We start from the raw sequence: 13,316 nt of genomic DNA, 5'->3' as shown, positions 1-13,316 counted from the left end.
AGGTGGAAGGACAGGGGGCTGTCCATGTCCGGTATTCCTCCCGATCCCGCGCTGCACGCCCGACTCACCGACTGGGTGGCGGCGGGGCTGCTGGACGGCAGCCAGGCCGAGCGGATCGAGGCCGCCGAACGGACGCGAGCGGCGTACGGCACGGTTCGCGCCCCGCGTTCCGGCGCGCCCGAGGCTGCGGACCACGGCCGGCGTGTGTCGCTGGTCGTCGAGGCGCTGGGCTATCTGGGCGCGGTCATGGCGGCGGTCGCCGGATTCCTGGCCGTGGACACGCTGTGGCCCGGCATCCCGGCCGGGGCCCAGGCCGCCTTCGCCGGGGCGGCGGCCCTCGCTCTGGGCGCCGCCGCGATCCCGCTGCGCGGCTCGGCCGAACCCGCCCTGGTCCGGCTGCGCAGTGTGCTGTGGCTGGTGTCCACCCTCTCTCTGGCCGCGTGCGCGGGCGTCCTCGCCGGCCGGGTCGGCGGCTTCTCACCCCAGGTCACGGTGCTCGCCGCCGCCGGCACGGCGACTGTCTACGCCGTGCCGCTGTGGCTGCGCGCGCCGCTGCCGCCGCAGCACCTGGCCATGTTCGCGGGCGCGGCGATGACGCTGGGCTCCGCCGTCGCCTGCCTCGGCAAGGATGTGCCGCTGTGGGCGCCGGGGATCGCGGTCTGGCTGCTGTCCGCCGGCTGGGGCGTCCTGGCGCACCGTGACCGGCTGCCGCCCCGTGGCACCGGCTATCTCGCCGCCGCCATCGGTCTGTTGAGCGGCGCGCAACTGACGCTCGCCGTGCCCCTCGGACACCTCCTGGCCCTGGCCACCGCGGGCGGCCTGGTGGCCGCCGGAGTCGGTCTGCGCCGGGTGTGGCTGCTGGCGCTGGGCGCCTACGGGACCGTACAGACCGTGCCGCAGACGGCCGAGCGGTATCTGCCGGGTTCGCTCGCCGCACCCTTGTCCGTGCTCGCCGTGGGAGTGATCCTGCTCGTGCTCGCACTGCTCCTGGCGAAGTGGACGAAGTGGACGAGGTGGGCGGAGCGGACGGGGGGCCCGCGGTCCGGCGGATCCGCGCGGCCGGCGGGCTGACGCATGCGCCGAGGGACCTTCAGCCCCTGGCCCGCGACGGGCAACAGGGGTTGGCTCGTGCACAGGGCAGGTTTCAGCAGGCGGCTCCACGCAGACCTGGTGTGCCGGTCGAGTCGGAGTCGGAGTCGGACGGAGGTGGCGTGATGGCCACGGCGGGAGGACTGCACCGGCTGGACCGGTGGCTGTACCGGGGCGGGCGCCCCCACCGTACGGCGCGGGTGCTCAACCGCCTCGGTGCCCTGCAGTACGCGGCCGGCCTCGGCCCCCGCAACTGGGTGGCCCTGGAGGTCCGCGGACGGCGCACCGGACGGCTCATCAGGTTCCCGGTCGTCGTCGCGGAGCACGAGGGGGAGCGCTATCTGGTGTCGATGCTCGGCACGCGCGCGAACTGGGTGCGCAACGTCCGCGCCGCCGACGGGCGGGCGGTGCTGCGGCACGGGCACCGCGAGGAGGTCCGGCTGGAGGAGGTGGACCCGGGTGACCGGGCGCCCGTCCTGCGGACGTATCTGGGGCGGGCGCCCGGCGCCAGGGCGCACGTCCCGGTCGACCGGCACGCTCCGCTGGAGGAGTTCGCGCGGATCGCGGACCGGTACCCGGTCTTCCGTATCACCACCCTCGGGTAGGTGCTCTCCGAGCAGATGTGCTCCGAGCCCGGACGGACTCCGGATGCCGGTTTCCGGATGCCGGGCTCGGAGCGGCGTGCGACGCGTCACGGGACACGCGCGGCACGTGGGTCAGGTCCTCGCTCAGCGGTTGACGGTCAGCGGGACCGTGTCGACGGTGACGGGCCTGCCGTCCTTCGCGGACAGGTAGTAGGCGGTGAGCAGCCCGGGGCCGGTGCGGGCGGCCTTGTAGGGGAAGGTGACGTCGAAGGTGCCCCGGGTGCCGGTGCCCGAGGTCGCCTGGACGCGTACGTCGGCGCAGGTGCGCCCGGTGATGTCGGTGACCTTCAGGCGGAACACGGCCTCGAAGGTGTTGGCGCTGCCCCAGACCCGCAGGGGCGTGTGCACGCTGTTGCCGATCACCGGGGACTCCATCAGGACGGCCGGGGTCACGTCCTCGAAGTCGGCCCGCCCGACGGGCCTGTTGAGCACGATGCCCTCGCCGCCGAAGTACTTCACCGGCTTGCCGTCGAGTGCGAAGCGAACGGAGTGGATGGAGGAGAAGCGGGTCGCGGTGAACACGACCTGGGCGAGGCGGGCCCGCATGGACAGGCTGCCGCCGCCGTCGTCGTACCGCCCGGAGAGGTCCACGGTCGCCACATGGTTGCGGACCACGATCGAGCGCAGCCTGGTGCCGGACGGGATGGCCGTCGTACGGCCGTGGGACCTCTCGTAGCCGCTGGGGCCGGCCAGCAGCGCGCGGACGGCGCCGGTGGCGGTGGCCGGGGCGGTCACGGTCCGCGGGGCGGGCGAGACGTGCTCGCCGTGCAGGAAGTAGACCGACGTACGGATCTGCTTCACGGCCGTGCCGGTCGCCGTGCCCGCGCCGGTCACCGTGCCCGTTCCGCCGCTCGTCGAGGGCGCCCGGGCCGTCGTGCCCGGCGCGGTCGACGTCGACGGCGTGGCGGGCGCGGACGTGCCGGAGGTGCCGCCCGAGGTGGCCGCGCCGGTCGTGGGGCGCGTGGTCTGGTCGACCACGCTCGGGGCACCCGAGCCGTTGGTCGTGCCGCACGCGGTGACAGTGAGCAGAGGGAGCGTCAACACCGCTGTGACCGCTGCGCGGTGGCGTCGGTAGGTGTGGGCGCTCGGGGCCTGAGTGTTCATGGCAGCCTCCTGAGACACTTCCATCCAACGCGTCGGCCGATCCGCGGACCAGGGCTGACCGGCTCTGTCACGAGGCCCAATGGGGTGCAACCGCGGGCCGACAGACCTTTCGGCGGCGGCTTGGTTCCGCGTACGGCCGAGGAGGTTGAACATGTTCAAATCTTCCGCCATGATGCCGTCGGCGGACCTGTGGGGGCCGCATCGAGAGGACGGCGGCCTTGACGAGTTCACTTCTCATGCCCCGACGGCGTGCCCGGTTCCGCACGAGCGGCGCGGAAGCGGAGGTGTTCGGGAGTACGGCCCCGACGCGGATCCTCGACTGGCGGCATCCCCGCGTCGCCGCGCTGCTCCGCCAGGTCGAGGAGACGGCCGGCGCGGGGGAGGGCGCGGAACCTGACGATCGGTCGGCGTTCCTGCGCCGGGCCCACCGGCACATCGCCCGGACCGTGCGGCCCGTGTACTCGGTGCGGGACGACCTGCCCGTGTCCGGGGTGCTGCGCCGCGGCCGTGGCTCCTGCAGCCAGCGGCTGGCCGTGCTGGAGGCCGTGGCGCGGGCGTCCGGGGTGCCCACGCGGGTGCGCGGCCTGCTGGTGGACGGCAGGTTCTGGTACCCGCGCTTTCCGCGCCTGCACCGCGTCGTCCCCGACCAGGTCGTGCTGGCCTGGCCCGAATTCCGGCTCGCGGGCCCGGCGCCGGCCGCGGGGCTCGCCGCCGGGTCCGCCGCGGCCTGGCTGTCGGCCTCCGAACTCTTCGGCAGCCTGGACGAGTTGAGCGTCCGGCGCGCCGACGGCTTCAGCAACGCGGGCGCGGAGACGCTCTTCGACGCCCTGTCCAGGACGGCGATCGACTGGGACGGCGCGACCCTCTGCCCGGCCTCCGGCGCGGGCTGCGACCTGTCGGGCCACGTCCTGGCCGACCTGGGCCGCTTCGACTCCCGCGACGAGCTCTTCGCCCGTCACGGGCAGACCCTCTGCGCCACGGCGAGACTGCTGGCCGAGCCCGTCCTGGGGCGCCGCGGAGCCGGGGCGGCGGCCGCACCGGCCGCGTGACGCTCACCGGGCCTTGAGCGGCCGGGCTCTGACCGGGCCTTGAGGGACCGGGCTCTCACCGAGCCCTGAGCAACCAGACCCTCACCGCGCCCCGAGCGGCCGGGCGCTCACCGCGCCCCGCTCCGCCTCTCGATCGCGCGCAGTACGGTCACCATGTCCTCCCCGCCGTGGCCCTGTTCGACCGTCTCGCCGAACAGGGCGTGGCACACGTCGAGCAGCGGGGAGGCCAGGTCCGCCTTGCGCGCGGCCTCCGCGATCAGCCGATTGTTCTTCAGCACGTCCGCGGCGCCCGCCTGGACGGTGAAGTCCCGGTCCACCAGCTTGGCCCCCTTCACCCGGGAGACGGCGCTGGCCATGGGGCCCGCGTCCAGGACGTCCCGGAGCAGGCGCTGGTCGAGCCCGTGCCGGTCGGCGAAGTGGAACGCCTCGGTCAGGCCGGTGACCATGGTGATCAGGAACAGGTTGACCGAGAACTTCATCAGCAGCGCGCCGGGCACGCTCCCGCAGTCGAACAGCTCGCGGCACACGGGAGCGAGCAGCGGCCGCACGGCGGCCACCGCGTCGGCGTCGCCCGCCAGCATCCCCACCAGCTCACCGCGCTCGGCCGGGACCCGCGACCCGGAGACCGGCGCCTCGACATAGCGGCCGCCCGCGTTGCCGATGTCCTCGCGCAGACCGCCCGAGTACTCCGCCGAGGTCGTGCCCATGTGGACGATCGTGTGCCCGGCGACGCGCGGGGTGAAGTCCGGGCCGCCGCGCCCCAGGACGGTGTCCATGGCGGCCTCGTCGGCCAGCATGAGGATCACCGTCCCCGCCCGCTCGAAGACCTCGGCGGGACCGGCCGCCACCTCGGCCCCCGCCGCCCGCAGGGGCTCGCACCTGGCTGGGGTGCGGTTCCAGACGACGAGGGGCGTCCCGGCGCGGGCGAGATTGAGGGCCATGGGTTGCCCCATCACCCCGAGGCCGACGAAACCGACGTACACGACGCACCACCACCCGACGGTCCATGACAGCGGTCATAGTTCTATGACCGCGGTCATAGTAGCGGAGTGGTATGACGGCGGTCATAGGATGGGTGCGAGGCGCACATACGAGGAGGCCGGGGATGTCCGAACGCGGGCCGCGCGAGCGGATGGTCTTCAGCGCGGCCCAGCTCATCCGGCGCGACGGGGTCGCCGCCACCGGCATGCGCGAGGTGGCCGCCCACGCCGACGCGCCGCGCGGGTCGCTGCAGCACTACTTCCCCGGCGGCAAGGAGCAGTTGGTCAACGAGGCGGTCAGCTGGGCCGGCCGGTACGCGGGCAGGCGCGTCGCCCGGTTCCTCGCCGCGCTGGACGAGCCGACGCCGAGCGGGCTGTTCGCCGAGATGGTGCGGCAGTGGACCGACGAGTACGCCTGCGACGGGTTCGCCGCCGGCTGCCCGGTCGCGGCCGCGACGGTGGACTGGGCCGAGTCGGTGCCCTCCACCCGGGAGGCCGTGGCCGCGGCGTTCGCCACCTGGACCACCCCCGTGGCACAGGCCCTCGCCGACATGGGCGTCCCCCAGGAACGGGCCGGCGCGCTCGCCACCCTCATGATCAGCGCCCTGGAGGGAGCCATCCTCATCGCCCGCGCCGAACGCGACGTCCGGGCCCTGACGACCGTGACCCGGGAACTCGGCCCGCTCCTCGACGCGGCGGTGCGCGACAGCGGCTGAGCGGTCGTACGACGGTGCGCGCGGGGGAGCAGGTCGTACGGCGGGCCCCGGCACCCGCCGCCGTACGACTCGCGCAGCAGCTCGCAGTCCTCGCGCAGGTCGTCCGACTCGAGGAACACCGGGCCGGGCGCGACACCGACCCCCTCGCGGACGGGTTGCGGGCGGTGGACACCTCGCTGACGCGCGCCGCCGGACGTTTGTGACGGGCACGCGGACGGAGGTGCGCACGCCGTGCCGCGCGGGCCGCACTACTGTCGTGGCATGACAGACGACACGCTGCGCTCGGTCACCGTCCGGCGCACCGCTACGGGCCACTTCACCGCCGTCAACGCCCGCGGCGGCACGATCGACTTCGGCACCGCCGGGGAGCCGGGCGGCACCGAGTTCACCCCGGTCGAGCTGCTGCTCGCCGCGATCGGCGGGTGCACCGCGGCCGACGTGGACGTGGCCACGACCCGCCATGTCGAGCCGACCGGATTCACCGTCACCGTGACCGGCCACAAGATCAGCGACGAGTCCGGCAACCGGATGACCGACCTCTCGGTCGACTTTTCCGTCACCTTCCCCGAAGGGGCGTCCGCGGACCGGGCCCGGGCCATCCTGCCCCGGGCGGTCAAGACCTCCCACGACCGGCTCTGCACGGTCAGCCGCACCGTCGAGCTCGGCACCCCGGTCACCGTGACGGTCACGGACACCCCCTGAACCTGCCGGTCCGGTGACCGCCGCGCCGGGCGGTCAAGGGCGGGCGACGGTGTCCGGGTCGGCCGTCCTGTCCTGCTCGGCGGTCCCGGCCGCCGGCGCCGCGGCGGGGGTGCGGAGCAGGGCGGCCAGCCGGGTGGCGACGGGCTCGGTGAAGCGCGCGGTCAGCGGGCCGAGGACGACCAGGATGAGGACGTAGGCCGTGGCCAGCGGGCCGAGGGAGGGCTCGATGCCTGAGGTGACGGCGAGCCCGGCGATGACGATGGAGAACTCGCCGCGGGCCACGAGCGTGCCGCCGGCCCGCCAGCGGCCCCGGACGGACACATGGGCGCGGCGCGCGGCCCAGTAACCGGTGCCGATCTTGGTCAGCGTGGTGACGACCGCGAGGGCCAGAGCGGGCAGCAGGACGGGCGGGATGCTCGCCGGGTCGGTGTGCAGGCCGAAGAAGACGAAGAAGACCGCGGCGAACAGGTCCCGCAGCGGGGCCAGCAGCCCGTGCGCGCCCTCGGCGACCTCGCCCGACAGGGCGATGCCGACCAGGAACGCGCCGACGGCGGCCGACACCTGCAGCTGCTGGGCCAGCCCGGCCACCACCAGGGTCAGCCCGAGGACGACCAGCAGCAGCTTCTCGGGGTCGTCGCTGGAGACGAACCGGGAGATGTGGCGGCCGTAGCGCACCGCGAGCACCAGGACGAGGGCGGCGACACCGAGGGCGACGGCCAGCGTGACGCTGCCCGCGGCCAGGCCCGCCCCGGCCAGCAGGGCCGTGACGATCGGCAGGTAGACGGCCATGGAGAGGTCCTCCAGGACCAGGATGCTCAGGATCACCGGGGTCTCCCGGTTGCCGAGCCGGCCCAGGTCTCCGAGCACCTTCGCGATCACGCCGGACGAGGAGATCCAGGTGACCCCGGCGAGGACGACGGCGGCGACCGGCCCCCAGCCCAGCAGCAGGGCCGCCGCGGCACCCGGCAGGGCGTTGAGCGCGGCGTCCATGAGACCGGCCGGATAGTGGGTCTTGAGGTTGGAGACCAGATCGCTGGCCGTGTACTCCAGGCCGAGCATGAGCAGCAGGAGGATCACGCCGATCTCCGCGCCGATGGCGACGAAGTCCTCACTGGCGCCCAGCGGGAGCAGCCCGCCCTCGCCGAAGGCGAGCCCGGCCAGCAGGTAGAGCGGGATCGGGGAGAACCGCAGCCGCCCGGCCAGGCGCCCGAGCAGCCCGAGGGCGAGGATGATGGAACCGAACTCGGTCAGGAAGGTGGCGGAGGAGTGCACGGCTCACTCCCGCCCGAGTATCGTCGCCGCCGCGTCCACGCCCTCGCGGGTGCCGATCACGATGAGCGTGTCACCGCCCGCGAGACGGAAGTCGGGCGTGGGGGAGGGGATCGCCTCCGCCCTGCGCAGGACGGCCACCACGGAGACGCCGGTCTCGGTACGCATACGGGTCTCGCCGAGGACCCGGCCGTTCCAGTACGACGTGGCCGACAGCTCGATGCGCTCCGCCACCAGGCCCAGATCCGTGGTGGACAGCAGGTTCGGCGTGTGGTGGTCGGGCAGCAGCGCGCCGACGAGGGCGGCCGCCTCTCCCGCGGTGAGCCGTACGGACAGGGCACAGGCGTCGGGGTCGTCCCTGCGGTAGACGCTGAACGTCCGGTCGCCGTCGCGGTGCGCCACCACCGACAGCGGCTGCCGGTCCCGGGTCGTCATGTCGTAGCGGACGCCGATCCCCGGAAGAGGCGTGCTGCTCAGGCGTGGTGCGCCCATGTCTGGTATCCCTTCGGCGGCGGAAGCGCGGTGATCGTTCGGCCCACCTACCCTAATCTGCTGCCTTTACCCTTCCATTACCGAAGGGTCACGTCACATCGGCTCCGGGCAGCGCGGAGGGCCCCGGCCGTCGCCCGGCCGGGGCCCTCACCTGTGCTTCCGCGTCCGGGAGTTACCCGGCGACGGAGGCGTTGCTCCTGCGGCGGCGCAGTGCGAAGCCCGTGGCGAGCGCGCCGGCGGTGACGACGCCGGCGGTCAGGGCGATCGGCAGGGCCGGGGAGGCGGAGCTCGCGTCGGCCACGTTCTGGGCCTTGAGGTCCTGCACGTACGCCGGGTACGGCGCATGCGTGGACGCGGACGAGGCCGTCTGCGCGTAGTGGTGCGGGATCGGCTTCACGGACTTCACCGAGCCGTCCGCGTTCAGCAGCACCTGCTTGCCGTTGGGGTGCCGGAAGTCGAACATGCCGCTCAGGCTGCCCGCCCGCCGGTCGAAGGAGGCGTCACCGATGCGGCCGGTGCCCCAGTTGTTCTCGATGAACTGTGTGATCGACGTCTGCTCGGTGGCCGTGTGGTCGACCGAATTCACCTTGCTGTAGGGCGAGATGACCAGCAGCGGCTGCCGGGTGCCCGGCCCGCAGCGGTCCGCGTAGCCACCCGCGGCGGCCGGCCCGGACTGGCACATCGGGCTGTCCAGCGCCTTGCCGTTGGAGCCGGTGGTGGAGTCCTTGGAGCCGTTGAGGACCTTGGAGGTGACGTGGTCGTACCAGCCGTCGGAGTCGTCGTAGGCGACCACGACCGCGGTCGACCTCCACTGCGGCGACTTCTGCAGCGCGTTGATCTCCTTGATCAGGAAGTGCTGCTCGTCGGTCGGGTCGGAGTAACCGGCGTGTCCGTCCTGGTACTCGGCGGCCTTCAGGAAGCTGACGGCGGGCAGGTTGCCGGCCTTCAGGGCGGCGTCGAAGTCGGCCAGGTCGTAGTTGTGGTTGGCGCGGCCGGCGTGCCCGATCTCGGCGACGTTCTTCGGCGCGAGGTGGTGCGGGTTGGACGTCGACTTGTAGTACTCGAACGGCGAGTGGTGCGGGCTGTAGTCGACGACCGAGGCGCCGCCGACGTTGGTGTGCGTGGTGTCGCACTTCGCGTAGTGGCCGCTCTGGCCGTCCCACGCGGTGCTCGGCCGGAAGCCGCCCTGGAACCAACCCCAGCTGACGTGCTTGGCGTTGAGCAGGTCACCGATGTTCTTGCCCTGCATCGCGGCGAGCGCGTTGGTGCTGGTGTGGTCCTTGCCGGAGCAGTCGTCGAAGGCCGGGTCGGGGTCGTTGATCAGCGTGCCGACACCCTGGGCGTTCGGGGAGAGGACCGTGTACGGGTCCGGGGTCGCCGTCTGCTTCGGGTTCTCGGTGCCGGAGGCCGGGTCGACGGAGATCACGCCGTGGGTCTGGCCGGAGACCAGGTTGAGCGCGCCGGGCGTGGAGGGGCCGTAGACCGAGCTGAAGGAACGGTCGTTGAGGGCGTAGTGCTGGGCGTAGTTCCACAGACCCGTGACAGTGTTGCCGTCGTAGTAGTCCATCACCAGGCCGGGTTCACCGAACAGGCCGCCGCTGCACTTGCTGACCTCGGTGTTCTCGACGTACTTGTCGGCCTTGCCGTTGTCGGCCGCGTACTGCTCGGGGCCGTAGGAGTGGTTCTGGTCGCAGGTCATGGCCTGCGAACTGGCCAGCCGCTTGGGCGCGTACAGGTTCGGGTTGTTCTTCAGCAGCCCGGCGGTGAGCAGGTTGTCGACCTTCGGGGTGTGCCCCGCGGCCTTGAACGGGGTGCCGTCGGTGTTGGCCGCCTTGGGGTAGGTGGCGAAGTAGTGGTCGAACGAGATGTTCTCGTCGTAGATCACCACCACGTGCTTGATCGGTGTCGCGGTGTGGGGGCCGTGGCCGCCCGCCGCGGCCGCCGTGGCCGGAACGGCGCCGCCCGCCGTCGCCAGCGCCGCCGCGCCCAGCAGGGCGCTCACACGGCTCAGGCCGCGCCGGGCACTTGTCGTTCTTCCTGTACCGATCATGCTGTCTCGCCTTCCGAGGACACTGCTTCAGAGACCATGCTTCCGAGAGCACTGCGTTTCGCCGCCCCGACATCGATGGTCAGGGCAACTACGGTCGGATCTTCGGCAATCGTTGCGGCGGGTCGGATGAGCGGCAATGACATGCGCGCGAATGTTCGGTCAGGAAATCCTCATGGTCTCTTGAGACGCCCTTGACCCACAACCGCGAGATCAGGCCAGCAGCCCGCGCCCGTACCAGTCGGAGCCGTCCCGGACGCCGGGCAGGGCGAAGAAGTAGCCGCCGCCGAACGGGGAGACGTAGTCGACGAGCGGCTCACCGGCCAGCCGCTTCTGCACGGCCTCGAACTGCCGCGCCAGGTCCTGCTGGTAGCAGCAGAACAGCAGACCCATGTCGAGGTTGCCGTTGCCGTCCACGCCCCGGTCGTAGTTGTAGCCGCGGCGCAGGATGCGCTGGTCGGCAGTGGCCGTGGTGCGGGGGTCGGCCAGGCGGATATGGCTGTCCAGCGGGATGACGTCGCCCTTGGGGTCCTGCGCGTACTGCGGGACGTCCTTCTCGTGCCGTCCGTCCAGCGGGGCGCCGGTGTCGCGGGCGCGCCCGAACATCCGCTCCTGCTCGGCGAGCGAGACCCGGTCCCAGAACTCCACCAGCATCCGGATCAGCCGTACGACCTGGTAGCTGCCGCCCGCCGCCCAGTCCGGCTCACGCGAGCCCGCGCCGACCCACACCAGCCGGTCCGTCTCCCGCGCGTCGGTGACGTCCGGGTTGGCGATGCCGTCCTTGAAACCGAAGTGGTTGCGCGGCGTTCCGGACGGGCGCGGCGGGCTGACGAAACCGTCCATGCGCCACCGCACCTGCAGAGCGCCCCTGGTGTGCCGGGCGACATCGCGCAGCGCGTGCAGGACGGTGTCCGGACTGTCCGCGCAGAACTGCACGCTGAGGTCGCCGTGGCACCAGTCGGCGTCGAGGTCGTCGTCCGGGAAAGACGGCATGGCCGTCAGCCGCTGCGGCCTGCGGGCCGTCAGCCCGTAGCGGTCGTCGAACAGGGAGGCGCCGACGCCGACGGTGACGGTCAGCCGGTCCGCGGGCACCTCCGGGCCGAGGGTGCCCGAGTCGGCGGGCGGGGCGGTGATGCCCGGCTCGTCCGGGCTGCCGCCGGTGGTCAGGAAACGGGCCCGGTCGGTGAGCGCGCGCAGCGCGTCGCCCAGTTCGGCGCGGTCGCGCGCGGTCGCGTCGAAGGAGACGAACGCCGTGGCGCGCTGCGCCGGGGTGAGGATGCCGGCCTGATGGCGGCCGTGGAAGGGGATCCGGCCGCTCTCCTGGGACGGTGTGGCCGAGGCGGCTCCCCGGTCGGCGGCCACGAGTCCGGCGCCGGCCACGGCCGCCGCGCCTGTCAGGAAACCCCGGCGGCCGACTTTGCTGACGGGCTTCACGCGGTCCTCCGTACGTCGGTCAGGGCGGCCACGTCGGCGAGCCGCTCCACCAGTTCGCCCAGGTCCGCGTCGACGGTCTCGCGCTGGGTGCGGGTCAGCCCGGCCAGGGGCGTCCAACGCGCGCCGTGCCGGAAGGAGTCCAGCAGCCGCTGGGTGCGCTCCAGCCAGGAGTCGAGGCCGGGCAGGCCGTTGTCGCGGGATTCGAGCAGGGGACGCAGGTGGCCGAGGAGCACCCGGGTGCCGTCCAGGTTGGCGCGGGCCGTCGCCAGGTTGGTGCCGCTGCCGTAGTCGGTGCGGCCGGTCAGCTCGAACTGCACGGTGTTCTCCAGGATCTCGTGCGCGCGCAGCCCGACGTCCGCCGGGTCCATCCGCTCGTCGGGCCAGCGGGCGCGCAGCGCGTGGACGGCCTCGGCCAGCCGGTCGGCGGGGCCGCGCAGAGAACGCGCCGACTCCCCGTGCCACAGGCCGTACTCGACCCGGTGGAAGCCGGTGAAGTCCTTGTCGTGGACGCCCCCGGACAGCCCGGCGGTGGTGCCGTTGATCTGCCCGTCGGCGTCCCCGAAGGTGCCGTACGCGGCGCCCATCCGTTCGTACACCAGGTGCGCGGGCAGCCAGGCCGCGCGCGCCGCCGCGAGGTCGCCGCGGTCGACGGCGTCCCGCAGCACGTCCGTCCTGCGCTCCAGTTCGACGGTGCGGGCCTGAATCCACTTCTGGTAGGCGAGGGTCGGCGGGATGAGGTCCTGCTGGGTGACCGGCACCGCGGCCGGGCCGCTCCTCGCCTTCGCGCCCGTGATGCGCACGGTGGGGCCGGTGACGGCGTCGGCGTCGTCGGGCAGGCACTTGAAGGCGTACGTGCCGTTGCCGAGCGTCACCCGTAGCGGGCGGACGGTGCCCGGGGCCAGGCCCTCCACCTCGCCGTAGACCGCGCCCGTCCTCGGGTCGGTCAGGTCGACCTCCGCCGCCGTGCTGGAGGTGTTGTGCAGGTCGAAGACCTGACGGCCGCCCACGGGGTGGCTCCAGCCGCGCCCGCAGCCGGCGGGCGTGACCTCCACGGAGGTGTGCCGCAGCCCGTCGGCCGTCGCCGCCGCGGGCCGGCTGCCGGAGCCGCGGGCCACCAGCAGTCCGGCGACCGCGGCCGCGGCGAGGGCCAGCACGCCGCCGGTGAGCAGCGCGGTGCGCCGCCGCGCGGGCGGGGGAGGGACGGGCGCGTCACCGGTTGCGGTGCCGGCGCCGACCGCGGCTCGGGGCACGCCGGGCCTCCTGAGGGTCGTACGAGCGGGGCGACCGGTTGATCCTAGGCAGGTCCGGGAACGGCGGTCTCCCCTCTGACCAGGTCCTGACCGGGTACAGGGCCAGAATTCGGCCAGTGTTCACCCGAGGTAGTCCGCCCGCCCTGCGTCGTCGATCTCGAAGGGGCCCTCCGGGATGACGCAGAACTCGTTGCCCTCGGGGTCGGCCATCACCAGGAACCCGCCCTCCGCATACTGCTCCAGGCTGCGCCCGCCGAGCCGTTCGATCCGCTGTCGCTCCGCCGCCGGGTCGGGCGAGGTCACGTCGAAGTGCATCCGGTTCTTGCCCGCCTTGGGCGCCGTCGTGCGCTGGAAACCCAGTCCCAGGTCCGCGTCCCGCCGCAGCCAGACGTACGGGCCCGTGCGGCCCACGACCGGGCGGCCGAGCAGCTCCGACCAGAACGCGGCGAGGCGTTCGGGGTCGGCGGCGTCGACGATGAGGGCATTGATCCGCAGAGGTGTGTCCGCCATGCCCTGATCCTCTCAAGCGGGACGCCCGTA

14 protein-coding genes are annotated in these 13,316 nt (G+C 73.2%); 6 read left to right on the top strand and 8 right to left on the bottom strand.

What is annotated here, in order from left to right:
- The first annotated feature begins 24 nt into the window (after positions 1 to 24).
- Together LN251_RS41245 and LN251_RS41240 are read left to right on the top strand one after the other, a co-directional pair.
- A complete protein-coding gene (locus LN251_RS41245; protein ID WP_458249251.1) occupies positions 25 to 1,071 on the top strand; it encodes a hypothetical protein in 1,047 nt (348 codons plus the stop codon).
- Between the two features lie 143 nt (positions 1,072 to 1,214).
- A complete protein-coding gene (locus LN251_RS41240; RefSeq protein ID WP_458249250.1) occupies positions 1,215 to 1,694 on the top strand; it encodes a nitroreductase/quinone reductase family protein in 480 nt (159 codons plus the stop codon).
- 123 nt (positions 1,695 to 1,817) lie between these two features.
- Here the strand turns inward: LN251_RS41240 and LN251_RS41235 are convergent, their stop codons facing one another.
- Entirely contained in the window at positions 1,818 to 2,837 is a 1,020-nt protein-coding gene (locus LN251_RS41235) for a GerMN domain-containing protein (RefSeq protein ID WP_458249249.1), read from the bottom strand.
- A gap of 218 nt (positions 2,838 to 3,055) precedes the next feature.
- Here LN251_RS41235 and LN251_RS41230 point away from each other — a divergent pair, with 218 nt between their 5' ends.
- Positions 3,056 to 3,886, top strand: a complete 831-nt coding sequence (locus LN251_RS41230) for a transglutaminase domain-containing protein (RefSeq protein ID WP_458249248.1) — start codon at positions 3,056 to 3,058, stop codon at positions 3,884 to 3,886.
- Positions 3,887 to 3,993: 107 nt separating this feature from the next.
- Here the strand turns inward: LN251_RS41230 and LN251_RS41225 are convergent, their stop codons facing one another.
- Positions 3,994 to 4,869, bottom strand: coding sequence for an NAD(P)-dependent oxidoreductase (locus tag LN251_RS41225; RefSeq protein WP_458249247.1), 876 nt, complete (start codon positions 4,867 to 4,869; stop codon positions 3,994 to 3,996).
- A gap of 122 nt (positions 4,870 to 4,991) precedes the next feature.
- On the opposite strand from LN251_RS41225, the gene LN251_RS41220 reads away from it, so the two are divergent.
- Genes LN251_RS41220 through LN251_RS41210 form a run of 3 tightly spaced genes read left to right on the top strand, consistent with a single transcriptional unit; the run spans position 4,992 to position 6,284 of the window.
- A complete protein-coding gene (locus LN251_RS41220; protein ID WP_458249246.1) occupies positions 4,992 to 5,582 on the top strand; it encodes a TetR/AcrR family transcriptional regulator in 591 nt (196 codons plus the stop codon).
- A 14-nt stretch (positions 5,583 to 5,596) separates the two neighbouring features.
- Positions 5,597 to 5,785, top strand: a complete 189-nt coding sequence (locus tag LN251_RS41215) for a hypothetical protein (RefSeq protein ID WP_458249245.1) — start codon at positions 5,597 to 5,599, stop codon at positions 5,783 to 5,785.
- Between the two features lie 58 nt (positions 5,786 to 5,843).
- On the top strand, positions 5,844 to 6,284 hold the full coding sequence (locus LN251_RS41210) for an OsmC family protein (RefSeq protein ID WP_458249244.1): 441 nt from the start codon (positions 5,844 to 5,846) through the stop codon (positions 6,282 to 6,284).
- A 33-nt stretch (positions 6,285 to 6,317) separates the two neighbouring features.
- Here LN251_RS41210 and LN251_RS41205 read toward each other — a convergent pair whose 3' ends face one another.
- From LN251_RS41205 to LN251_RS41180, 6 genes are all read right to left on the bottom strand, one after another.
- Positions 6,318 to 7,556 carry a cation:proton antiporter gene (locus LN251_RS41205; RefSeq protein WP_458249243.1) on the bottom strand — a complete coding sequence of 413 codons (1,239 nt, stop codon included), beginning with the start codon at positions 7,554 to 7,556 and terminating at the stop codon, positions 6,318 to 6,320.
- A 3-nt stretch (positions 7,557 to 7,559) separates the two neighbouring features.
- On the bottom strand, positions 7,560 to 8,045 hold the full coding sequence (locus LN251_RS41200; RefSeq protein WP_351463826.1) for a cation:proton antiporter regulatory subunit: 486 nt from the start codon (positions 8,043 to 8,045) through the stop codon (positions 7,560 to 7,562).
- A 172-nt stretch (positions 8,046 to 8,217) separates the two neighbouring features.
- The gene (locus tag LN251_RS41195) at positions 8,218 to 10,095 is read right to left on the bottom strand and encodes a phospholipase C (protein WP_458249242.1); all 1,878 of its coding nucleotides are present in this window, start codon (positions 10,093 to 10,095) and stop codon (positions 8,218 to 8,220) included.
- 210 nt (positions 10,096 to 10,305) lie between these two features.
- Positions 10,306 to 11,526 carry an iron uptake transporter deferrochelatase/peroxidase subunit gene (efeB, locus tag LN251_RS41190; RefSeq protein WP_458249241.1) on the bottom strand — a complete coding sequence of 407 codons (1,221 nt, stop codon included), beginning with the start codon at positions 11,524 to 11,526 and terminating at the stop codon, positions 10,306 to 10,308.
- A complete protein-coding gene (locus LN251_RS41185) occupies positions 11,523 to 12,776 on the bottom strand; it encodes an EfeM/EfeO family lipoprotein (protein ID WP_458249240.1) in 1,254 nt (417 codons plus the stop codon). The genes efeB and LN251_RS41185 overlap by 4 nt, the downstream gene beginning before the upstream one ends.
- A gap of 120 nt (positions 12,777 to 12,896) precedes the next feature.
- Positions 12,897 to 13,286: a VOC family protein gene (locus tag LN251_RS41180; RefSeq protein ID WP_458249239.1), complete on the bottom strand. Its 390-nt coding sequence runs from the start codon at positions 13,284 to 13,286 to the stop codon at positions 12,897 to 12,899.
- Positions 13,287 to 13,316 lie beyond the last annotated feature (30 nt).

This window comes from Streptomyces sp. MAI_2237 (genome assembly GCF_054189285.1).
The sequence above is the reverse complement of the archived record's forward strand: the minus strand, read 5'-3'. Positions and strand labels throughout refer to the sequence as shown.